This window comes from Venatoribacter cucullus (assembly GCF_016132445.1).
Lineage (GTDB): Bacteria > Pseudomonadota > Gammaproteobacteria > Pseudomonadales > Oceanobacteraceae > Venatoribacter > Venatoribacter cucullus.
The window spans coordinates 2203318-2226811 of the sequence record NZ_CP046056.1 but is presented as its reverse complement, the minus strand read 5'-3'; the positions used below and the strand labels follow the sequence as shown (position 1 = coordinate 2226811).

20 protein-coding genes are annotated in these 23494 nt (G+C 54.8%); 18 read left to right on the top strand and 2 right to left on the bottom strand.

Features of this window, described 5'->3' with window-relative positions:
* Positions 1–3 precede the first annotated feature (3 nt).
* Together GJQ55_RS10570 and GJQ55_RS10565 are read right to left on the bottom strand one after the other, a co-directional pair.
* A complete protein-coding gene (locus GJQ55_RS10570) occupies positions 4–1032 on the bottom strand; it encodes a cyclic nucleotide-binding domain-containing protein (protein WP_228344930.1) in 1029 nt (342 codons plus the stop codon).
* Between the two features lie 48 nt (positions 1033–1080).
* Entirely contained in the window at positions 1081–1722 is a 642-nt protein-coding gene (locus tag GJQ55_RS10565) for a DUF502 domain-containing protein (protein WP_228344929.1), read from the bottom strand.
* A gap of 443 nt (positions 1723–2165) precedes the next feature.
* Between GJQ55_RS10565 and mraZ the strand changes: the two genes are divergently transcribed.
* The 18 genes from mraZ (at position 2166) to secA (ending at position 23486) form a co-directional block, all read left to right on the top strand.
* Positions 2166–2621, top strand: coding sequence for a division/cell wall cluster transcriptional repressor MraZ (gene mraZ, locus GJQ55_RS10560; protein ID WP_228344928.1), 456 nt, complete (start codon positions 2166–2168; stop codon positions 2619–2621).
* Positions 2618–3553, top strand: a complete 936-nt coding sequence (gene rsmH / locus GJQ55_RS10555) for a 16S rRNA (cytosine(1402)-N(4))-methyltransferase RsmH (protein ID WP_228344927.1) — start codon at positions 2618–2620, stop codon at positions 3551–3553. The genes mraZ and rsmH overlap by 4 nt, the downstream gene beginning before the upstream one ends.
* A complete protein-coding gene (ftsL, locus tag GJQ55_RS10550; RefSeq protein WP_228344926.1) occupies positions 3553–3798 on the top strand; it encodes a cell division protein FtsL in 246 nt (81 codons plus the stop codon). Before rsmH ends, ftsL begins: the two co-directional genes overlap by 1 nt.
* Positions 3795–5522: a peptidoglycan D,D-transpeptidase FtsI family protein gene (locus tag GJQ55_RS10545; RefSeq protein WP_228344925.1), complete on the top strand. Its 1728-nt coding sequence runs from the start codon at positions 3795–3797 to the stop codon at positions 5520–5522. The genes ftsL and GJQ55_RS10545 overlap by 4 nt, the downstream gene beginning before the upstream one ends.
* Complete coding sequence (locus GJQ55_RS10540; RefSeq protein WP_228344924.1) at positions 5519–6988, top strand: UDP-N-acetylmuramoyl-L-alanyl-D-glutamate--2,6-diaminopimelate ligase; 1470 nt, start codon at positions 5519–5521, stop codon at positions 6986–6988. Before GJQ55_RS10545 ends, GJQ55_RS10540 begins: the two co-directional genes overlap by 4 nt.
* Positions 6981–8342 (top strand): UDP-N-acetylmuramoyl-tripeptide--D-alanyl-D-alanine ligase, encoded by a 1362-nt coding sequence (locus GJQ55_RS10535; protein ID WP_228344923.1) that lies wholly within the window; start codon positions 6981–6983, stop codon positions 8340–8342. The genes GJQ55_RS10540 and GJQ55_RS10535 overlap by 8 nt, the downstream gene beginning before the upstream one ends.
* Positions 8343–8344: 2 nt before the next feature.
* Complete coding sequence (mraY, locus tag GJQ55_RS10530; protein WP_228344922.1) at positions 8345–9427, top strand: phospho-N-acetylmuramoyl-pentapeptide-transferase; 1083 nt, start codon at positions 8345–8347, stop codon at positions 9425–9427.
* A gap of 9 nt (positions 9428–9436) precedes the next feature.
* On the top strand, positions 9437–10771 hold the full coding sequence (murD, locus tag GJQ55_RS10525; RefSeq protein ID WP_228344921.1) for a UDP-N-acetylmuramoyl-L-alanine--D-glutamate ligase: 1335 nt from the start codon (positions 9437–9439) through the stop codon (positions 10769–10771).
* Positions 10768–11919, top strand: a complete 1152-nt coding sequence (gene ftsW, locus GJQ55_RS10520; protein WP_228344920.1) for a putative lipid II flippase FtsW — start codon at positions 10768–10770, stop codon at positions 11917–11919. Before murD ends, ftsW begins: the two co-directional genes overlap by 4 nt.
* On the top strand, positions 11912–12991 hold the full coding sequence (gene murG / locus GJQ55_RS10515) for an undecaprenyldiphospho-muramoylpentapeptide beta-N-acetylglucosaminyltransferase (protein WP_228344919.1): 1080 nt from the start codon (positions 11912–11914) through the stop codon (positions 12989–12991). The genes ftsW and murG overlap by 8 nt, the downstream gene beginning before the upstream one ends.
* Positions 12992–13028: 37 nt before the next feature.
* Complete coding sequence (murC, locus tag GJQ55_RS10510) at positions 13029–14438, top strand: UDP-N-acetylmuramate--L-alanine ligase (protein WP_228346784.1); 1410 nt, start codon at positions 13029–13031, stop codon at positions 14436–14438.
* The gene (locus GJQ55_RS10505; protein ID WP_228344918.1) at positions 14435–15361 is read left to right on the top strand and encodes a D-alanine--D-alanine ligase; all 927 of its coding nucleotides are present in this window, start codon (positions 14435–14437) and stop codon (positions 15359–15361) included. Before murC ends, GJQ55_RS10505 begins: the two co-directional genes overlap by 4 nt.
* A complete protein-coding gene (locus GJQ55_RS10500) occupies positions 15354–16124 on the top strand; it encodes a cell division protein FtsQ/DivIB (RefSeq protein ID WP_228344917.1) in 771 nt (256 codons plus the stop codon). Before GJQ55_RS10505 ends, GJQ55_RS10500 begins: the two co-directional genes overlap by 8 nt.
* Positions 16121–17356, top strand: coding sequence for a cell division protein FtsA (gene ftsA, locus GJQ55_RS10495; RefSeq protein WP_228344916.1), 1236 nt, complete (start codon positions 16121–16123; stop codon positions 17354–17356). The genes GJQ55_RS10500 and ftsA overlap by 4 nt, the downstream gene beginning before the upstream one ends.
* 63 nt (positions 17357–17419) lie before the next feature.
* On the top strand, positions 17420–18580 hold the full coding sequence (gene ftsZ / locus GJQ55_RS10490) for a cell division protein FtsZ (RefSeq protein ID WP_228346783.1): 1161 nt from the start codon (positions 17420–17422) through the stop codon (positions 18578–18580).
* Between the two features lie 91 nt (positions 18581–18671).
* On the top strand, positions 18672–19580 hold the full coding sequence (lpxC, locus tag GJQ55_RS10485) for a UDP-3-O-acyl-N-acetylglucosamine deacetylase (protein ID WP_228344915.1): 909 nt from the start codon (positions 18672–18674) through the stop codon (positions 19578–19580).
* Between the two features lie 145 nt (positions 19581–19725).
* Positions 19726–20655: a M23 family metallopeptidase gene (locus GJQ55_RS10480; protein WP_228344914.1), complete on the top strand. Its 930-nt coding sequence runs from the start codon at positions 19726–19728 to the stop codon at positions 20653–20655.
* 98 nt (positions 20656–20753) lie between these two features.
* Positions 20754–23486, top strand: a complete 2733-nt coding sequence (gene secA, locus GJQ55_RS10475) for a preprotein translocase subunit SecA (protein ID WP_228344913.1) — start codon at positions 20754–20756, stop codon at positions 23484–23486.
* The last annotated feature ends 8 nt before the right edge of the window (positions 23487–23494 follow it).

Here is a 23494-nt window from a genome sequence, read left to right as displayed (position 1 = left end):
GCCTCAGTGCTGGCTGGTTTGCTTCAGTACCCGGGCTTCAAAGCCCGCTTCGCTGAGAATATAGGCGGCCGCTTCGGCCCGGCCTTCGCCGGCCACAACATAGACAAAAGCGTTAGACAATTCATTCAGGCGGTTGCGTAGCTGGGCCAGTGGAATAGTCTGGGCGCGGTGCAGCGGGTTAGCGGCTACTTCCTGCGGCAGGCGGACATCCAGCATCACGGTACCGGTATCGCCATCGGCGATCAGGCTTTCCAGCTCGTCCTCGCTGACGTAGCTCAGTACCGGTTGCTTCAGCAGTACGTCGAAATCTTCTTTGGTCAGCACCATTAATACCCCATCACTGCTCATGGTGATGCTGGCATTGCGGGGCAGGTTGCTGATCAGGGCATCTTCACCAAACAGGTCACCATTACTGAGCGCGGCCAGTGTCTCGGTTTTGTTGTTGTGCTGGCGGGTTACCAGCGCCTTGCCTTGTTTGATGACATAGCATTCGTGGCCTTCTTCGCCTTCGCGGATAATCTGTTCGCCCAGTGCCACTGGCCGTTCATTAAAGCGGCTGAGCAGCTTCTGAATATTGCCCGGCGGTATGCGGTTGAACAGCCCGGAGGTAAGCAGGGTTTCCAGCCAGTCGGCGTTATCGTCATCCTGTTGCCAGGACTGGGTTAATTCCGACCAGGTGGTAATCAGTTCCAGATGCTGACGCTTAACCGCGAACAGGGTACAGGGCGTCTGACTGATGGCAGCATGGCGATGAATACTGTGGCTGGCATCCAGGGCGAGAAAGTTTTCGTCGTCATCGCCCTTGATCGGGGTGATGCGGAACTGATCATCGGCCAGGTCAACGCTGCCGGTGAGTAAGAAATGGCATTCGCTGTCTTCTTCGCCACGTTTGAACAGCACTTTTTTGGCATCGACCCGGTAAAAACGGAAATGCGGCAGCAGTTCAGTGATCGCGCCGACGGACAGTTCATCGAACGGGATAAAATGCTGAATCTGTTCCGGGGTTAAGTCCGGGCTGGTCGTACCTTCCATGCGGGATGCCTTGGTTGCAGTGTTAATAAGTCAATAAAAGTATATGCACTATAACAAAGGCTGTCCGCCAGCGTCAGTTGGCGTTGTGTTGCTGTGCCGTGTGCGGGCCTGGCTTTGCGATACCCCGGCGGTGAGGGCAAAGCGCATGGCATCCTCAAATGACCAGTCCACCTCGGTCAGGCGTGAGCGGGGAATAAATAAGGTATAGCCCCCCACCATGTAGCTCATCGGCAGGTAGACGGCCACCAGATCGCTGGCACTGTTAACGGTCTGAATCTGGGGCGGAATGCGGGTGGCGGTAATAAACCCGATAACCTGTCCAAGCCCCGGCATATCCACCAGTACAACCGCCTGCGCCTGTTGCTTGTCTTTGTCCAGCATGGCGGCAAAGTCTTTTACGGCACCGTACAGCGTTTTGACCAGCGGGAAGCGCAGCAGGGCGTCTTCCACATACTGGTAGAGCCAGGTGACCGGGTTCAGCTGAAACAGCATGCCGACCAGCAACAGAGCCAGCAGCATGATTATCAGCCCCATGCCCGGGAACATAATGTCGATGCCCAGCGCCGTCAGGGCATTGCTGCCCAGGCTGTTCAGCCACAGTAAGGCCGACCACAACAACCAGATGGTCACCAGTAACGGGATTACTACCATCGAGCCTTTGATCAGGGGTTGCAACAGGTAGCGTTTCATAGCAGGTCTCACAGAATGGCGGTGGCGGGAAACTGGCGCGGAGTCTGGCACAGGGGATTTCAATCGCCAAGACATACCGTGGCTGTGCCATTTTAACCTTAGATTTATTTCATGTTTGTAATTACTAACGCCGTAAAATTTTCATAAATCATAATGTTAGTGGGTGCTAACTTTATACTTTACTTTAACTTCCCTATGCAGGTTTGTGGTGTTGTTCGGTATTTGAACACCGGCGTTCTGCCACCTGTTGCAGTCTGTGTCTAAGTGCTTGTGGCACCTAGTAAAAATGCCGCTCCGGCGGGGTTTTGGGTGCTTGCAAAAGACCAACTGGGTTTCTATAGTGTCGCAAAGTGGAAAAATGTGGGCAGAAGTGGGTTCTTGTGGTTATTTGCTTGCGTTAGTAAGCACCCACCTCTGCTAATCATGATCAACAGGATGGACCTATGTTCCGTGGGCTGCACACGATCAATCTGGATGCTAAAGGGCGTCTGGCGATCCCGACCAAACATCGGGATGCGCTGGCGGCGCTCTGTGGCGGCCGTTTGGTGGCAACCATCGACACGGAAGAGCACTGCCTGTTGATTTACCCGGTTAATGAGTGGGAGCCGATTCAGGCTCAGATTGAAGCCTTACCCAGCTTTAACCCGGCGGCCCGCCGTATTCAGCGTTTGCTGATTGGTCACGCAACGGATCTGGAGCTGGATGGCAGTGGCCGTATTCTGGTGCCGCCGTCATTGCGCGAATACGCCGGTCTGGAGAAAGAGGCCGTGCTGCTGGGCCAGGGTAAGAAGCTGGAATTATGGAGCAAGTCGCAGTGGGATAACCGCCGCGATGCGTATCTGGATATGGTCAGTCAGCCGGATCAGTTACCGGCTGAAATGTTGAGTTTGTCATTATGAGCCTGCCTGAATCAGCCCACACCACGGTGTTGCTGCACGAAACCGTGGATGGTTGTCTGAACGACCCGGCCGGCATTTATGTGGACGGTACCTTTGGCCGCGGCGGTCACAGCCGTTTACTGCTCAGTAAGCTGGCGCCGGCCGGCCGCCTGATTGGTATTGATAAAGACCCGCTGGCGATTGCCAGTGGTCATGAGCTGGCTGCCGAAGACAGCCGCTTTCAGATTGTGCAGGGCAGTTTTGCCGATATGAAGGCGGCGCTGGCGCAGCTGGGTATCACTAAGGTGAATGGCATTCTGCTCGATCTGGGCGTGTCTTCCCCACAGCTGGATGATGCCGAGCGTGGGTTCAGCTTTATGAAAGATGGCCCGCTGGATATGCGCATGAACCCGCAGGCCGGTATCAGTGCCGCCGACTGGGTAATGACCACGGCCGAAGATGAAATGGCGCGGGTGTTCAAAGAGTACGGTGAAGAGCGTTTTGGCCGGCGCATGGCCCGCGCCATTGTACTGGCCCGTCAGGAAGCACCCATTACCCGCACCCTGCAGCTGGCGGAAATTGTGAAGCAGGCCAACCCGGCCTGGGAAAAACACAAGCACCCGGCCACCCGGGCATTTCAGGCTATCCGTATTGCCGTGAATAACGAACTGGGTGATCTGGAGCGTGCGCTGGCCGACAGTGTCGATCTGTTGTTACCCGGTGGCCGGCTGGCGGTTATCAGTTTCCACTCGCTGGAAGACCGTATGGTAAAGCGCTTTATCCGCACGCAGGAAAATGGCCGCGAGTTACCCCGTGGCATTCCAGTGACCGACGATATGCTGGGCCGCACCATGAAGAAAATCGGCAAAGCCATTATGCCCGGCGATGACGAAGTGCGTGCCAACGCCCGCGCCCGCAGTGCGGTGTTGCGGCTTGCCGAGCGGTTGCATTGATGCCGCTGCTGATGTGGTTGCTGGTGTTGGCAGCGGCGCTGGCGCAGGTGGCGGTGAGCCATCAGCACCGCGAATTGCTGCAGCAATGGCAACAACAGGATGCGCGGCGTTTGTCGTTGCAGCAGGAGTACACAAGGCTGTTGCTGGAACGCAGCACGCTGAGTGCCCATGGCCGGCTGGATCAGCTGGCCCGCAAACAATTAAACATGACCGACCCACAACAAGTGCAGGTGTTGCGTAAATGAACGCTCAGCCGCGTAAACAGGAACCACAACCACAAGGCATTACCCGCTGGCGTTTCAGGCTGGTGCTGGGCATGTTTGCGTTGTTGTTGCTGGCGGTGCTGGTGCGGCTGGTGATGCTGCACACCGTGGAACAGCCGTTCCTGTTTGAACAGGGCGAAAAGCGTACGGTACGTACCGAGGTTCAGCCGGCCATGCGCGGCATGATTACCGATCGTTTTGGTAAGCCGCTGGCCGTCAGTACGCCGGTGGTGAACCTGTGGCTGAATCCGCAGCAGGTGAATGTGCAGCAGTTGCCTGCCGTGGCTGTTGACCTGGGCATAAACGTACGCGAACTGGTGCGCCGTACGGAGCGGGCCGCCGCGGCCGGACGTTCCTTTTTATACCTGCGCCGGCAAGTGGAGCCAGCGCTGGCGCAGCAGGTACTGGACCGCCGGGTGGCCGGTGTTTATGGCGAAGATGATTTCCGCCGTTTTTATCCGGCTGCCGAAGTCACCGCGCACACACTGGGTATTGTGAATATTGACGGTCGTGGCCAGGAAGGTCTGGAGCTGGCCTACGATGCGTATTTGCAGGGTAAGCCCGGTTCCCGGCAGGTGGTTAAAGACTTATACGGCAATGTTATCAAGCAGCTGCAGGTACGCGACGTGGCACAGCCGGGCGGTGATCTGCAGCTGACGCTGGATCTGCGTCTGCAGTATCTGGCCTACCGGGAATTAAAAGCGGCCGTAAATCAGCATAAAGCCAGTTCCGGCAGCGCGGTATTGCTGGATGCGCGCAGCGGCGATGTGCTGGCCCTGGTCAGTCAGCCGTCTTATAACCCGAATAACCGCGCGGCCTTACGGCCGGAACATATGCGTAACCGCGCCGTTGCCGATTTAATTGAACCTGGCTCGACCATTAAGCCTTTTACCGTGGCGGCGGCATTAATGTCCGGCCGTTACTCCCCTGGCACTGAAGTCAATACCGCGCCGGGGTTTATGCGTATCCGCAATAAAACCATCCGCGATCACCGTAATTACGGCGTGCTGGATATTACCGGTGTGATTACCAAATCCAGCAATATTGGTGTGGTGAAGCTGGCGCATCAAATGGGTGCGGAATCCTTGTGGCAGTTTTTTACTCAGGCCGGTATCGGTCAGGCCAGTGTGCTGGGGTTTCCCGGCGAAGCCATCAGTCAGATGCCCTATCCGGAGCAGATGGATAATTTACGTCTGGCCACTGTTTCTTATGGCTACGGTCTGGCCATGTCACCGCTGCAGTTAGCCTATGCCTACACCAATTTTACCCAGGGTGCCTGCCATAAGCCGCTGCGGCTGGTGATGGAGCAGGGGGTGGCAATGCCCTGTCAGCCGGTAATGTCGGAAAAAGTGGCCCGCCAGATGCTGGATATGCTGGAAACCGTTATTTCCAAAGCCGGCACCGGCAGTCGCGCCGCTGTGCCGGGTTACCGTGCCGGGGGCAAAACCGGTACGGCGCATAAAGTCGGTGGCAGTGGTTACAAAGACGATGTTTATACCGCGGTATTTTCCGGTATTGCGCCGGTGTCTGATCCGGATCTGGTGCTGGTGGTGGTGATTGATGAGCCGAAAGGTCGTGAGTATTACGGCGGTGAAGTCGCAGCGCCGGTATTTTCACGGATTATGGAACAGGCGCTGCGCTTGCGTCAGGTGGCGCCGGATGATGGCAGTGTAAAAAACTTACAGATGGCGGGAGGTCCGGCATGAAGCTGACTGAATTAATTGCCGGTGATTTCTTTCTGCCACCGGAATGGAATCGTGAATTTAACCATATTGTTACCGACAGCCGCGATGTACAGAAAGGCGATGTGTTTATTGCCCGTCGTGGCTTGAGTGTTCATGGTGATGAATATATTCAGGCTGCCATCGCCAATGGCGCTGTAGCCGTGCTGGCCGAAGGCGATATGGGTTTTCGCTGTGAAAGCAGCCCGCATTTTCCCATGGTGCCGGTCTTTCTGGCGCCGGAAGTTGGCAGTCACCTGCAGCAATGGCTGTACCGCCGTTATGACCCTTCCGCTATGCAATTAATAGCGGTTACCGGCACCAATGGTAAAAGCTCTGTTACTCAATACATTGCTCAACTGGCGGAATTATGCGGTGTGCCCTGTGGTGTGTTGGGCACCCTGGGTAATGGTCGCTGGGGCGATCTGCAACCGACCCGTAATACCACCGCCGATCTGGCCGTAATTTTGCGCCAGCTGGAACAATTACAGCAGCAGGGCGTGAACCTTGTGGCGCTGGAAGTGTCTTCGCATGGCCTGCAGCAGGAACGGGTGGCAGGGTTATCCTTTGCGGTATCGGTGTTAACCAACATTACTCAGGATCATCTGGATTATCACGGCAGCATGGAACAGTACGTCGCTGCCAAACGCCGGTTGTTCACCGATTACAGCGCGGCTCACGCGCTGATTAATACCGAGGGTGAATATGGCCGCTTGCTGGCCGCCGGAAAAAATCTGCGCGCTCCGGTAACCACCTACGGCCATGATACGGATGCGCAAATCCGTTATCAGCTGCTGGCGCTGGATATGCAGGGCATGCATGCGGAATTAACCACGCCCTGGGGCATTGCTCAGCTGGTGTTGCCATTAATTGGTGAATTTAATCTGGCCAATGTCTGTGCCGCTATTACTGTGCTGAGCTGGCAGGGCCAGGATTTCAATGCCTTGTGTGCCGCAGCATCGCGCTTACAGGCAGTAGCCGGACGGATGGAATTATACGTAAAAGACAATGCCCCGCTGGCAGTGGTGGATTTTGCCCATACTCCGGATGCGTTGCGTAATGTGCTGGAAGCCCTGCGTGCATGGCAGCGTCCTTTGACCACAGTATTTGGTTGTGGTGGCGAGCGTGATCGCAGCAAGCGGCCATTAATGGCGGCGGTGGTTAAAGAACTGAGCCAGCAGGTGTGGCTGACCGACGATAATCCGCGCCATGAAAATCCACAGCAGATCTTTAACGATGTACTGGCCGGTGTTGCGGGTATTAATACCGAACATGATCGTCGTCAGGCCATCGTTAAAGCACTGGCGGCAACGACCACCGACGGCATTGTACTGATTGCCGGCAAGGGCCATGAACATTATCAGGATATTGCCGGGGTTAAACATCCTTACCGGGATGCGGATGTGTTGTTGCAGCAGGGCTATCGGCGCGCCGGAGTACAGCATGCTTAAGTCTTTTACGGTGCAGGAAATTGCAGCGGTTACCGGTGCTCAGGTAGTGGCTGATGCTGACCTGATGGTAACCGGTATCAGCACTGACAGCCGCACGGTTCAGCCGGGTGATCTGTATGTGGCGCTGCGTGGCGAGCGTTTTGATGGCCATGATTTTATTGCACCGGCCGGTAACGCCGGTGCCGTCGCGGCACTGGTTGAAACAGCACAGGCCAATGCCGGCATCGTACAGCTGCAGGTGGCCAATACACTGCAGGCGCTGGGTGAACTTGCCGGTTATAACCGTTCGCTGTTTAACGGCCCGGTAGTGGCAGTTACCGGCAGTGCCGGTAAAACCAGCGTTAAACAATTAATGCACAGTGTACTGAGCCAACAGTTCAATACCTGGATGACGCAAGGCAACCTGAATAACCATATCGGCGCCCCGTTATCCTTGCTGGCGTTACAGCCGCAGCATGAAGCGGCGGTAATTGAATTAGGTGCCAGCGGTGCCGGCGAAATTGCCTACACCGCGCAGTGGGTAAAACCTGTGGTGGGCATTATTACCAATGCCGCGGAAGCGCATATTGAAGGCTTTGGCAGCCTGGAAGGGGTAATGCAGACCAAAGGTGAATTACTGGATTTTATTCAGCCCGGTGGTGTTGCGGTACTGAATGCTGATGATCCGTTTTACAGCCGCTGGTCTCAGCGCGCGGCGGATAAACAGCAACTGAGTTTTGGTTTCAGCGCTGCTGCTGATGTGCGGGCACAGAATATCCAGACCGATTTGCAGGGCAGCCATTTCACGTTGTTATTTGGCGCACAGCAATGGCCGGTGAATTTACCGCTGCTGGGTGAGCACAATATCCGTAACGCCCTGGCTGTGGCCGCTGCAGGATTTGCTCTGCAATTGCCGGCGGAAGCAATTATTGCCGGTTTGCAGAGTGCCGGTGCAGTGGCCGGCCGTTTGCAATGGGTAAGCGGTGCGCAGGGGCAGCGTATTCTGAATGACGCCTATAACGCCAACCCGGCTTCGGTTAAAGCCGCTATTCATGTACTGAAGCACGCCCCGCGCAGTTGGTTGGTGCTGGGTGATATGGCCGAGCTTGGCGCCGATGCCGTGCAGCAACATGCGGATATCGGTGTATATGCCCGTCGTCAGGGAATTCAGCATGTGCTGGCCACCGGGCCGCTGAGCAAAGCTACCACGGACGCATTTGGTGCCGGAGCGCACTGGTTCGCAACCCAAAATGATTTGGTGCGATTTTTACAACAACAGACCAACCAGCAGGATGTCATTCTGGTGAAAGGGTCGCGCAGTGCCGGTATGGATCAGGTTGTTACCGCACTGCAAAAAAATTCAGAGGAACACTGATCATGTTGCTATGGCTGGGAGACTGGTTAGCTCAGTACCACACCGGATTTGCGGTGGTTAATTATTTAACCCTGCGGGCTATTTTGTCGGTTATTACCGCCTTGCTGGTGGCGTTACTGCTGGGGCCGCTGGTTATCCGCAAATTACGTGAATATCAGATTGGTCAGGCGATCCGTGAAGTGGGGCCAAAATCCCATCTCAGCAAAGCCGGTACGCCGACCATGGGCGGCGTATTAATTCTGCTGTCCATCGCCGTCAGTACCTTGCTGTGGGGCAATCTGGAAAACCGCTTTGTCTGGGTCGTACTGCTGGTGACGCTGGCGTTCGGTGCCATTGGTTGGGTGGATGATTACCGTAAAGTGGTGGAAAAAAATTCCCGTGGTTTACCGGGACGCTGGAAGTATTTCTGGCAGTCAGTGCTGGCGCTGATTACCGGCGCGTATTTGTTTTACAGCGCCCAAAGCCCACAGGAAACCCAGCTGGTGGTGCCGTTTCTGAAAGATGTGATGCCGCAGCTGGGGCTGCTGTTTATTCTGCTTACCTATTTTGTCATCGTTGGTTCCAGCAATGCGGTCAACCTAACCGATGGTCTGGATGGTCTGGCCATTATGCCCACCGTCATGGTGGGTGCGGCGCTGGGCGTGTGCGCGTACTTAGCGGGTAACGTCAATTTTGCTAATTATCTGCACATTCCGTATATCGCCGGTGCAGGGGAACTGGTGGTGTTCTGCGCCGCCATTGTCGGTGCCGGTATCGGTTTCCTGTGGTTTAACACCTACCCGGCACAGGTATTTATGGGGGATGTCGGATCGCTGGCCTTAGGCGCTGCACTGGGCGTGGTCGCGGTCATCGTGCGGCAGGAAATTGTGCTGTTTATTATGGGCGGTATTTTTGTGGCTGAAACCGTCTCCGTTATTTTGCAGGTAGCCTCGTTCAAAATGACCGGTAAGCGTATTTTCCGGATGGCGCCGCTGCATCACCATTACGAATTAAAAGGCTGGCCGGAGCCGCGGGTTATTGTCCGCTTCTGGATCATCACCATTATTCTGGTGCTGGTCGGTCTGGCCACATTAAAAATCCGTTAAGAGACTGTTATGACTGCCATTCACACCATTAACAAACGCATGATTGTCGGTCTGGGTATGACCGGGCTGTCGGCTGCGCGCTGGTGTCAGCGTCAGGGCTATGCGTTTGATTTGTGTGATACCCGCACGCAAGTGCCGGGTCTGGCGGCGGTAAAGGCAGAATTTCCCCGGGCCACTATTTTTACCGGCCCGCTGCAGGCGGATATTTTATCGGCGTACGACCAGTTAATTGTCAGCCCCGGAGTGGCCATTCATGAGCCGGCTATTCAGGCGGCAGCTGCGGCCGGCGCCGAGATCAGCGGTGACGTGCAATTATTTGCCGAGCGTTGTCAGCAACCCATTATTGCCATTACCGGTTCTAACGGTAAAAGCACCGTGACCACGCTGGTGGGTGAATTATTAGCCGCGGCCGGTAAGCAGGTGGCCGTGGGCGGCAACATTGGTGTGCCAGTGCTGGATTTACCGGCGGCGGAAATCTATGTGCTGGAGTTATCCAGTTTTCAGCTGGAAACCACCCGCAACCTCAATGCCGCGGCTGCCGTTATTCTGAATCTGAGTGAAGATCATCTGGACCGTTACGACGGTATGGCGGGTTATCTGCAGGCCAAGCAGCGTATTTTTCAGGGCTGCCGGCTGGCGGTTGTTAATCGTGACGATGCTGCCACGTCCGCCCCGGCTGGCACCGCGGTAATCCGTTTTGGTCTGGATGCTCCGGTTGCCGGCGCTTTTGGTTTACAGCGTGTTCAGAATGAAAGCTGGATTGTACTGGGTGAACAACCGGTTATTGCGGCGTCAGAATTAAAAATCAAAGGTCAGCATAATCTGGCCAATGTGATGGCCGCACTGGCTCTGGTGCAGGCGGTGGGTGTGGCGCCACAGACGGTACTGCCGGCGTTGCGGCAGTTTGCCGGGCTGGAACATCGTTGTCAGTGGTTGGGGCAGCGCGAGGGGGTGAGTTTTTATAATGATTCCAAAGGCACCAATGTCGGTTCAACCCTGGCGGCCATTAACGGTCTGGGGCCGGAAATTAACGGTAAAATATGGTTGCTGGCCGGTGGTGAAGGCAAGGGCCAGGATTTTAAACCGCTGGCGGATTCCTGCCATCAGTACGCTGCCGCGGTACTGACCTTTGGTGCCGACGGTGGCAAAATTTCTGCCGCTGTTAACGGCCATTGTCCGACGGAAAATTTTGCCACGCTGGATGACGCCTTTGCCACCGCCCTGCAGCACGCCCAAAACGGCGACGTAATTTTATTATCCCCGGCCTGCGCCAGTTTTGATCAGTTCCGCAACTATGTGCAGCGCGGTGAGTATTTTCGCACCTTAGTGGAGGCGCAGTTATGAACCTGCAGCGTTTGCACTGGCAGCATCAGAATCCATTATTTTTTCCCTGGCTGGCTTTGTTAATGCTGGGCTGGCTGATGGTCAGTTCTGCTTCCACCGGTATTGCTGATTACTACACCGGCAACGCCGCTTATTTTTCCATTCGCCAGGGCGTTTATTTGCTGGCCGGCGTATTGGCTCTCTACGCCGTCAGCCAGATTTCGTTACAACGCTGGGCCAGACTGGATGTGTGGTTTTTATTGCTGTCTGTGGTTGGTCTGATTCTGGTGTTTGCCCCTGTTATTGGCCATGAAGTGAACGGCAGCCGGCGCTGGCTGAATCTGGGAATTATTAAAGTACAGGCCTCTGAGCTGGCGAAGCTGGCAGCGGTATTCTATGTCGCCGGATATCTGGTCCGCCGTCAGGATGAAGTGCAAAGCAGCTGGAAAGGTTTTTTAAAGCCGGTGGGATTGCTGTTGTTTGTGGTCTTGCTGTTATTGCTGGAACCGGATTTTGGTGCCGTTGTGGTGTTAATGGGCGCGGTGCTGACGCAGCTGTTTTTAGGTGGGGTAAAGGCCGGGCAGTTTTTCCTGGCATTGCTGGTGACGTTAGTGCTCAGTGGCATCGCCCTGGGGGCTGAAAGCTACCGGGTTGAACGTTTAATGGCATACCTTGATCCCTGGAATCCGGATCATGTTTACGGTACCGGTTACCAGTTAACGCAGTCACTAATTGCCTTTGGCCGTGGTGAGTGGCTGGGTGTCGGGCTGGGTGAAAGCGTACAGAAATTATTTTATCTGCCGGAAGCGCATACCGATTTTGTGTTCGCTATCTGGGCGGAAGAAACCGGTTTACTGGGCGCCGTGGCAGCATTGGGCTTACTGGTCTGGCTGCTGTCCCGTATCTGGTCTGTGGCCTGGCAGGCACAACAGAATGGCCATTTATATGCAGCTTATATCGCCATTGGCATTGCCACCTTATTTGGTCTGCAGGTGCTGATTAACGTCGGCGTTAATATTGGTTTATTACCCACCAAAGGCTTAACCCTGCCGTTTTACAGTTACGGCGGCAGCAGTTTGCTGGTGTGCTGTGCCATGGTTGGTATTGTGATGCGAATTGCGCATGAGACCGCTGTTCCGCTGACAGAAACGGAGGTGGCCTATGCCTGAAGCCTGCACCGTTCTGATGATGGCGGGGGGTACCGGTGGCCATGTTTTTCCGGCGCTGGCGGTTGCGCGTGAATTGCGTGCTGCCGGCATCGATGTGCACTGGTTAGGCACCGCCCGTGGTATTGAAAATGATCTGGTGCCGGCACAGGGTTTGCCGCTGCATTTTCTCGATATTGCCGGTCTGCGCGGTAAAGGTGTTAGCGGGTTATTGGCTGCTCCTCTGCGTATTATCCGTGCGGTGTGGCAGGCGCGCCGGATAATTAAGCGGATTAAACCGGATGTGGTGGTCGGTTTTGGTGGTTACGCTACTGGTCCGGGTGGGGTAGCCGCCCGGCTGGCCGGCATTCCGTTGATTATTCATGAACAGAATGCCATTGCCGGGTTAACCAACCGCTTGCTCAGTCGCATCAGTCAGCGGGTGTTGCAGGCTTTTCCCGGCGCGTTACCAGGTGCGGTAACGGTTGGTAATCCGGTGCGTACCGATGTGGTGGCGTTGCCGGCACCGGCTGAGCGTTTTGCCGGCCGCAACGGACAACCACTGCAGGTACTGGTGGTGGGCGGCAGTCTTGGCGCGGTGGCGCTGAATAATGTGGTGCTGCAGGCGATGCAGATTTTACCGCCAGAACAACGTCCGCAGTTGCGTCATCAGGCCGGTAAAAATAATGCCACAGCTTTACAGCAACAGTATCAGGCCGCCGGCATTGAGGCTGAGGTGTTGCCTTTTATTGATGATATGGCGTCCGCTTACCAGTGGGCTGATCTGGTTATTTGCCGTGCCGGTGCGTTAACGGTTGCCGAAATTGCCGCGGCCGGTTGTGCCGCCTTGTTCGTGCCTTTCCCGTTTGCGGTTGACGATCATCAGACTGCAAATGCCCGCTATCTGGCGGATCAGAAGGCGGCTTTGTTGCAGCAACAACGTGAATCAGACGGCCAGAAACTGGCCGCAGTCTGGCAGCATTTTGCCGGCCATAAAAACGAATTACAGGCAATGGCTGAACGTGCCCGGGCACTGGCCATTACCACCGCCACAAGTGATGTGGTGCAACATATCAAGGGGTTTTGCCGTGGTTGAACAAAATCATCCGAGCCACCGTCATCTTATTCCGGAAATGCGCCGTATCCGGCACATGCATTTTGTCGGTATTGGTGGAGCGGGTATGTGTGGCATTGCCGAGGTGCTGCACAACCAGGGGTATCGTATTTCCGGCTCCGATCTGCGTCAGTCGCTGGTCACCGAGCGTCTGGAAAATATGGGTATTAAAGTACATATAGGCCATCAGGCGGCGCACGTTGATGCAGCCAATGTGGTGGTGGTGTCTACGGCTATTGATGCCGCTAACCCGGAAATTAAAGCGGCACTGGAGCGCCGGGTACCGGTGGTGCGCCGGGCAGAAATGCTGGCTGAATTAATGCGTTTCCGCCACGGCATTGCGGTAGCCGGTACTCATGGTAAAACCACCACCACCAGCATGGTGACGTCGGTGCTGGCCGAGGCCGGACTGGACCCGACTTTTGTGATTGGCGGCAAACTGAACAGCGCCGGTACCAATGCCCGCCTGGGGGCCAGCCGCTATCTGGTGGCCGAAGCCGATGAAAGCGATGCGTCCTTTCTGCATCTGCAGCCCATGGTATCCATTGTTACCAATATTGATGCCGACCATATGAGTACTTACGGCGGTGATTTTGAAACGCTGAAAAATACCTTTATTGAATTTCTGCACAATCTGCCTTTTTATGGTCTGGCCGTAGTGTGCATTGATGATGAAGTCGTGCGCGAATTATTACCCCGCATCAGTCGTCAGACCATTACTTACGGCTTTGCAGAAGATGCCGATTACCGCGCAGTTGACCTGCAGCAACAGGGTTTATTTACCCATTTTACCGTGCTGCGGCCGGCCGGCCGGGCCCCTCTGCACATTACGTTGCGGATGCCGGGCCAGCATAATGTTCTGAATGCGCTGGCCACCATTGCGGTTGCCGATGATGAAGGCGTTGCCGATGACGATATTATCCGGGCGCTGGAAAAATTCTCTGGGGTTGGCCGGCGCTTTACCGTACTGGGTGAATACCCGTTCGGTGAGCGTGATGTGATGCTGGTGGATGATTACGGCCATCATCCGCGGGAACTGGAAGTCACCATCGATGCCATCCGTAAAGGCTTTCCGGAACGGCGTCTGGTGATGGTGTTTCAGCCGCATCGTTACAGCCGCACCCGGGATTTATACGAAGATTTTGTAAGAGTATTGGCCAACGCCGATGTGCTGTTGCTGCTGGAAGTATACCCGGCCGGTGAAAAAGCCATTGCCGGAGCCGATGGCCGTTCGTTATGCGGCAGCATCCGTCAGCGTGGCAAGCTGGATCCGGTCTTTATCGGTCGTGATGATTCTCTGGAAGCGCCGCTGAAAACCCTGCTGCAGCCGGGCGATTTATTATTGATGCAGGGGGCCGGAGACGTCGGCGCACTGGCACAGAATATGGCACAACAATTACCGCAATGGTTAAAAGAGGTTCAGGTATGAGTGTGGCGGCACTGGGAAAAATCGCTGTCCTTATGGGTGGCAATTCAGCCGAGCGGGAAGTATCGCTGCGCAGTGGTCAGGCTGTGCTGCAGGCGTTGCAGTCGTTGCAGGCGGATGTGTTCGCTATTGATATTCAGGGCCACGCAGTTAACCAGCTCACCGATGCCGAATTTGATGTGGCATTTATTGCCATGCACGGCCGTGGTGGTGAAGACGGCACTCTGCAGGGGGTGTTGGAATGGCTGGATAAACCCTATACCGGCAGCGGTGTTATGGCTTCCGCTCTGGCGATGGATAAGTGGCGCACGAAATTAATCTGGACGGCCGCCGGTTTGCCGACTCCCGCTGCATTTTTACTGCAGCAAGACAGTGACTGGGATGCCTTAATTACGGCCTTGCAGGCCGATGCCATTGTAAAACCGGCCCGTGAAGGTTCCAGCATTGGTATGCGTAAAGTACACAGTGCCAAAGAGCTGCAGGAAAGTTTTGGTTACGCCAGTCAGTTTGATGCATTGGTACTGGCTGAGCGCTGGGTGCAGGGCGCGGAATTTACCGTCGCTATTGTTAATGGTGAAGCGCTGCCTCCGATTCAGCTGAAAACCACCCATGAGTTTTACGATTACGACGCCAAATATCAGGCCACTGATACTCAGTATCTGTTGCCCTGTGGTTTGGCGCCGGAAAAAGAAACGGAATTAAAGCAACTGGCACTGCGGGCTTTTGATGTGCTGGGTTGCCAGGGCTGGGGCCGGATTGATGTGATGCAGGATAAACAAGGTGATTTCTGGTTGCTCGAAGCCAACACTGCGCCGGGCATGACTGATCACAGCCTGGTGCCGATGGCGGCCCGTGCGGCAGGCATGGATTTTCCCCGCCTGGTAACGCTGTTGTTGCAGGAAGCGAAGGGTCGTAACCGTGGCTAAAAAAAAGCCGGATATTCCGCGCGGTGCAACCCCCCGGCCGGTGGCGAAACCCGCCCGGCAGTGGCGGCTGCCGCAGCTGAATATCCGCTGGCAATGGTTGTTGCTGCCACTGCTGCTGGTGGCGCTGGTAGCGGGGATGCGCTGGGGCTATCAAAGCTGGCCGGTAACCGCCATTGATGTAAGTGGTCGTTTATCTGTCTGGCAGGCGGATGAAATTGCCCGCCAGCTGGTGTGGGTAAAGGGTGAAAGTTTTTTTTCACTGGATGTCGAAAAAGTACACCGCCAGTTGCAGGCTTTGCCGCTGGTGTTGCAGGTAAGCGTCCGCAAGCGTTGGCCGGGTACGCTGGATATCCGCCTGTATGAAGATGTGCCGGTGGCGTTGTGGAATAACGATCAGTTGCTCAGTGCCAGTGGCATGCTCAGTGCAGTGCCGGCAGGGCTGGAAACTGCCGGGCTGACCCGGATGCAGGGCAGCAGCGTTCAGGCTGAGCAGGCGGTACGTTATTTTCGCCGTATTCAGCAGGTTCTGGCAGGGAATGCCGTGCGGGTAGAGCAGTTGCACATAACGGCAACCGGAGCGGTGCGGACGCAACTGAATAATGGCTGGCAGGTTGAGTTTGGCCGCCAGTATTTTGAAGAACGGGTATTGCGGTTAGCAGCCTTATTGGCACGCCTGCCGCAGGAAAAAGTGCAAGCAGTGGATTTACGTTACGGAAAAGGTGCAGCGATACGCTGGCACCAGGATCAGGAGATGGGATCATGAATCCGGTACAACAAAAAAAGATGCTGGTTGGCCTGGATATCGGCACCTCAAAAATTGTCTGCATCGTGGGCGAAATGGGTGTTGATGGCACCATTGAAATTGTTGGTCTGGGTTCCCATCCCAGTCGCGGCATGAAAAAAGGTGTGGTGGTTAATATTGAATCCACCGTGCAGTCCATCCGCCGTGCCGTGGAAGAAGCAGAGCTGATGGCCGGTTGCACCATTCATTCGGTGTATGCCGGTATTGCCGGCAGCCATATTCAGTCTATGAATTCCCACGGCATCGTGGCAGTGCGTGATCGTGAAGTAACACCGGCCGATATTGAACGGGTTATTGATGCTGCGCAGGCCGTGGCTATTCCGCAGGATCAGCGCATTCTGCATGTGCTGCCGCAGGAATATGTGGTCGATAATCAGGAAGGCATTAAAGAGCCTATTGGCATGTCCGGGGTGCGCCTGGAAGCCAAGGTGCATCTGGTGACCGGTGCCGTTAATGCCGCCCAGAATATTGAACGCTGTGTGCAGCGCTGCGGTTTGCAGACTGATGCCATTATTCTGGAACAACTGGCGTCCAGTTATGCCGTATTAACCGATGATGAACGCGAACTGGGTGTGTGTCTGGTCGACATCGGTGGCGGTACTACCGATATTGCCATTTTTACCGAAGGTGCCATCCGCCATACTGCCGTTATTCCGATTGCCGGTGACCAGGTAACCAATGACATCGCCATGGCCTTGCGTACCCCGACCCAGCATGCGGAAAAAATCAAAATCAAATACGCCTGTGCGTTAACGCAGCTGGCCAAGGCCGATGAAACGATTAAAGTTCCGAGTGTTGGTGACCGGCCGCCCCGGGATCTTTCCCGGCAGTCTCTGGCCGAGGTGGTTGAGCCACGCTATGACGAATTATTTACCCTGATTCAGGCTGAACTGCGGCGCAGTGGCTTTGAAGATATGGTCGCTGCCGGCATCGTTTTAACCGGTGGTACGGCGAAAATGGAAGGTGTCGTGGATCTGGCTGAAGAAATTTTCCATATGCCGGTTCGTCTTGCCCGTCCACAAGGGGTCAGTGGTCTCACCGACGTGATTAATAATCCCATTTATTCAACCGGTGTCGGCTTACTTTTGTTCGCCGCCCAGCAGCAAACGAATAACCGCAAAAATATGCCTGCAGAAGAACCGCAGGATAGTTATTTATCGCGGATAAAAGATTGGATTAAAGTCAATTTTTAAGATTAAATAATAACCAGCGCGCGCTAAGGAGATAACGCTATGTCTCAGCAAAGAGAAGGGGATATGTTCGAACTTGCCGATGATCTGCAGCAATCTGCAGTTATTAAAGTTGTAGGGGTAGGTGGTGGCGGTGGTAATGCCGTTCAGCACATGGTGGCAAACGATATTGAAGGCGTGGATTTTATCTGTGCCAATACCGATGCCCAGGCCCTGCGTAATGTAAGTTCACGTTCCATTATCCAGTTGGGTAATGGATTAACCAAAGGATTGGGTGCCGGAGCAAATCCGGAAGTTGGCCGACAAGCAGCGCTGGAAGATCGCGAGCGTATTGCCGAAGCACTGAAAGGTTCAGACATGGTATTTATCACCGCGGGTATGGGTGGTGGTACCGGTACCGGTGGTGCGCCGGTGGTGGCTGAAGTGGCCAAAGAAATGGGTATTCTGACGGTGGCTGTGGTTACCCGTCCGTTCCCGTTCGAAGGTAAAAAACGCATGCTGATTGCTGACCAGGGACTGAAGCAGCTGAGTGAGCATGTGGATTCGCTGATCACCATTCCGAACGAAAAATTACTGGCCGTGTTGGGTAAAAACACTTCACTGCTGGATGCTTTTAAAGAAGCAAATAATGTTTTGCAGGGTGCTGTACAGGGCATTGCCGATCTGATTACCCGTCCGGGTATGATCAACGTCGACTTTGCTGACGTGCGTACTGTGATGTCTGAAATGGGTCAGGCCATGATGGGTACCGGTGTTGCCCGTGGTGAAAACCGTGCCCGTGAAGCGGCCGAGCGTGCTATCCGCAGCCCGCTGCTGGAAGACGTTAATCTGCAGGGCGCCCGCGGCATTCTGGTTAACGTGACGGCAGGTTTTGATCTGTCGTTGGGTGAATTCAGTGAAGTGGGTGACCTGGTTGCCGAATTCGCATCAGAAACCGCCACCGTTGTAGTCGGTACTGTTATTGATCCGGAAATGACCGACGAGTTACGGGTAACCGTGGTGGCAACGGGTCTGGGTGGTGCGCAAGCGGCTCAGGAACCAAAGCCGACCAAAGTGGTCGATAATACGGCAACGCGTAAAGCCGATGGTACGCCGGATTACAGTCAGCTGGATCGTCCGACCATCACCCGTCAGGCCGGCAACGCCGCGCGGAAGATAGATGTCGCAGACAGTCCTGATATGGATTATCTCGATATTCCTGCTTTCCTGCGACGTCAGGCTGATTAAAGAATGCGCTATCGCGCATTCTTTTTTTGTTGCTATAATGTCGGCCCATTACATTTGTATGAAATTTGCACAATAACGGCAGGACAGTCAGATGATCTCACAACGTACGCTTAAAAACGTAATCCGCGCCACAGGTGTCGGCCTGCACTCCGGGGAAAAGGTTTACCTGACCCTGAAGCCGGCTGCCCCTGATACCGGGATTGTGTTCCGCCGTACCGATCTGACCCCTGTCGTGGACATTCCTGCTCATGCACTGAATGTCGGTGAAACCACCTTGTCGACCACTCTGGTTAAAGATCATGCCCGTGTGGATACCGTCGAGCACCTGCTGTCAGCGATGGCGGGCCTGGGTATTGATAATGCCGTGGTTGAACTGAGTGCGCAGGAAGTGCCGATTATGGACGGCAGCTCCGGTCCTTTTGTATTCCTGCTGCAGTCGGCCGGTATTGCCGAGCAGAACGTACCGAAGCGCTTTATCCGCATCAAACGCAAAGTTGAAGTCCGTGATGGTGACAAAATTGCCTCCTTCGTGCCCTACGAAGGCTTCAAAGTCAGCTTTGAAATTGACTTTGACCATCCGGTATTCCGTCAGAGCGGACAGAAAGCCAGTCTGGATTTCTCGTCCACCTCTTACGTTAAAGAAGTCAGCCGTGCCCGTACCTTTGGTTTCACCAAAGACCTGGAGTACATGCGCTCCAAGAACCTGGCATTGGGCGGCAGTGTTAAAAACGCCATTGTTGTTGACGACTACCGGGTTCTGAACGAAGACGGTCTGCGTTATGACGATGAGTTTGTAAAGCACAAGATTCTGGATGCCGTGGGTGACTTATACCTGTTAGGGCACAGCCTGATTGGTGAATTTGTCGGTTACAAATCCGGCCACGGCCTGAATAACAAACTCCTGCGCGAGCTGTTACAGCAGCAGGATGCCTGGGAATTTGTTGAATTTCCTGAAGAAACCGCACCTATTTCGTACATGCGTCCGGCGGCCGCTGGTTAACGTATTGAAACAGGAATGCATTTGAGAAACGTCAGACAAAGGCCATAATCAAGTTGTGGCCTTTGTCGTTTGAGTCGCTTACTGCTACAAGCCGCTTAACGAGAGTTTCTTAACCGCAGGCAGAAAGATCGGGAAAAGACAGAGTATGAACATAATCATCGTTGGCCGGCGTCATGGAGAATCCAGAACCTACACCATCAGTGCGTCTGCACGGGCGGTGTTGCTGGGTGTTCTGTTTGCGCTGCCGTTTGCCATGGGTGCCAGTGGTTACTGGCTGGCCCAGCATCTGGCCGACGAAGGTATTCTGGATCTCAATGCTGCCAAAGCCTGGGAGCGTGATCTTTCCATGCAGCGTCAGGAGCTGCAGCAGATCCGCCAGCAAACCGATCAGGAGCTCGAAGCCCTGACCATGCGGCTGGCGCAATTACAGGCCAAGTTGTTACGCCTGGATGCGCTTGGTGAACGCCTGGTTGATGTGTCCAATCTGCAGCCGGATGAGTTTGATTTCAGTGCTCAGCCTGCTGTTGGCGGCCCTGCCGGCACGCTCGGTGAAGCCTATCAGGTGACCGAAATTAACCAGGTTCTGGATGGTCTGGCTGAGCGCATAGACAGTCGTGAACAGCAGCTGGAAGTGCTGGGTTCGCTGATGAGCGCCAACCGTATCAGTGCTGACACCTTTGTTGCCGGCCGTCCTATCACCAAAGGCTGGATGTCTTCCCGTTATGGTCAGCGTACCGATCCCTTTACCGGCCGTCTGGCCTGGCATGCGGGGGTCGATTTTGCCGGTAAACAAGGTGCCGATATTATCGCCGTGGCCTCCGGTGTCGTGACCTGGTCGGCCGATCGTTACGGCTACGGCAAGATGGTTGAGATCAACCATGGTAACGGTTACAAAACCCGCTACGCTCACTGCGATGAGCTGAAAGTAAGTACCGGTGACATTGTCCGCAAAGGGGATGTCGTCGCTCTGATGGGCAGTACTGGTCGTTCGACCGGTCCGCACGTCCATTTTGAGGTGTATAAAAACGGCCGTACGGTCGATCCTGCCGCTTATATCCATCGCACCCTGCGATAATCTTCTGATTCAAGCGCTTGTCATTATTCAGGGTTATAAGTAGCCTTTAGCGCTTTGGCCCTGTGCCCCTATTTTGTTTTCCGGATAACGATAATTCCATGATTGGTAACCTCTTCCGCAAGATTTTTGGCAGTAAAAACAGCCGCGAACTGAAACGCATGGGTAAATTGGTCGAGCAGATCAATGCCTTTGAAACCGAATTACAAGCCCTCAGCGATACCGACCTGCAGGCCAGAACGCCGGCGTTGCGCCAGCGTTTAACTGATGGTGCCGGCATAGACAGCATTTTGCCTGAAGCCTTTGCCGTGTGCCGCGAGGCCAGCCGGCGGGTAATGGGCATGCGTCATTTCGATGTGCAGATGATTGGTGGTATTACCCTGCACGAAGGCCGCATTGCTGAAATGCGTACCGGTGAAGGTAAGACGCTGGTTGCCACGCTGCCGACCTATCTGAACGCCTTAACCGGCAACAGTGTGCACGTCGTGACCGTGAACGAATATCTGGCCCGTCGTGACGCCAACTGGATGCGTCCGTTATACGAATTCCTTGGTTTATCCGTCGGTGTGGTGGTGCCAGGCCAGAATCCGCTGGAGAAACGCGAGCAGTATCAGGCCGATATCGTCTACGGTACCAATAACGAATTCGGCTTTGACTATCTGCGCGATAACATGGCGTTTTCGCTGGAAGACAAAGTTCAGCGTGGCCTGCACTTTGCCATTGTCGATGAAGTGGACTCCATTCTTATTGATGAAGCCCGTACCCCGCTGATTATCTCCGGTCCGGCCGAAGACAGCTCCGAGATGTACAAGGCCATCAACCGGCTGGTACCGAACCTGATCCGGGGCGAAGAAAGCGACGAAGAGCAGGAACGTGGTAACGGTCATTATTTCGTCGATGAAAAAAGTCGCAGTATTGAGCTGACCGAAGAAGGTCATGAATACATTGAAGAATTGCTGATCAACGATGGCATCCTCAAAGAAGGTGAAAGCCTGTACGCGGCCAATAACCTGCCACTGTTGCATCATGTTCATGCGGCGCTGAAAGCACACGCCATTTACCAGAAGAATGTTGAATACATTATTCAGAATGGTCAGGTAGTGATTGTTGATGAGCACACCGGTCGTACCATGCCGGGCCGGCGCTGGAGCGATGGTTTGCATCAGGCGGTGGAAGCCAAAGAAGGGCTGAAAATTCAGCCGGAAAGCCAGACCCTGGCCTCCACCACCTTCCAGAACTACTTCCGTTTGTACGAAAAACTGTCCGGTATGACCGGTACCGCCGATACCGAAGCCTTTGAATTTCATCAGATTTACGGGCTGGATGTGGTGGTCATTCCGACCAACAAAGAAGTGCGCCGGATTGATTTCAACGACGTTATCTATGCCACCCAGAAAGAAAAATACGATGCGGTTATTGAAGAAATCCGCACCGTTACGGCCGCCGGCCGGCCGGTGCTGGTCGGTACTGCATCGATTGAATCATCCGAATATGTGTCGGCCTTGTTAACCAAAGCCAAGGTGGCCCATAACGTACTGAACGCCAAAGAAAACGCCCGCGAAGCGCAGATTATTGCCGAAGCCGGTCGTCCGGGTGCGGTGACCATTGCCACCAACATGGCCGGTCGTGGTACCGACATTATGCTGGGCGGTAACTGGGAAGCCGAAGTCGCGGCGCTGGAAAACCCTGCCGAAGAACAGATTGCAGCCATTAAAGCCGATTGGCAGAAGCGCCATGATGGTGTGCTGGAAGCCGGTGGTCTGCACATTATTGGTACTGAGCGGCACGAGTCCCGCCGTATCGATAACCAGCTGCGCGGCCGTGCCGGTCGTCAGGGCGATGCCGGCTCGACCCGTTTCTTCCTGTCGCTGGAAGACAACCTGATGCGTATTTTCATGTCCGAGCGGATGCGCGGCATGATGCAGGCCCTGGGTATGAAAGACGGCGAATCCATCGAGCACAAGATGGTGACCAACGCGGTGGAAAAGGCCCAACGTAAAGTAGAAGGCCGTAACTTTGATATCCGTAAACAGCTGCTGGAATACGATGACGTGGCCAACGATCAGCGCCGGGTAGTGTACAACCAGCGCAACGATCTGATGGCCATGGACAATATCGGTGAGATCATCAGCAATATCCGTCAGGACGTGGTCACCGAAACCATCAGCCAGTTTATTGCCCCGCAGAGTCTCGAAGAGCAGTGGGACATTGAAGGTCTGGAAGCCACATTAAAGGAGCAGTTTGATATTGAACTGCCGGTGCGCCAGTGGCTGGATACTGAAGAAAAACTGTACGAAGAAACCCTGCGCGAACGCATCTTGCAGGCCATTCAGGCGGCTTACGACGCCAAGGCCGAGCAGGCGGGTGTGGCCGTACTGCACCAGTTTGAAAAACAGGTGATGCTGCAGGTGCTGGATAACCTCTGGAAAGAACATCTGGCCACCATGGATTATCTGCGTCAGGGCATTCACCTGCGGGGTTATGGCCAGAAAAATCCGAAGCAGGAATACAAGCGCGAGTCGTTCTTACTGTTTGAACAGTTACTGAAGAATATCAAACACGACACCATCCGCATTCTGTCGCACGTTAAGGTGCGTCAGGAAGAAGAAGTGCAGCGGCTGGAAGAAGAACGCCGGGCCGCCGCCGCCGCCCTGGCTGAGCGGGCAAAGTATCAGCATGAAGAGGCAGAATCCCTGACCGGTAACGGTCCGCAGGACGAAGAAGCGCCAGCGGCGCAGCCTTTCGTGCGCGATGAAAAGAAAGTCGGCCGCAACGACCCCTGTCCATGCGGTTCCGGTAAAAAGTACAAACATTGTCACGGCACATTGTCGTAAGGCGTCAG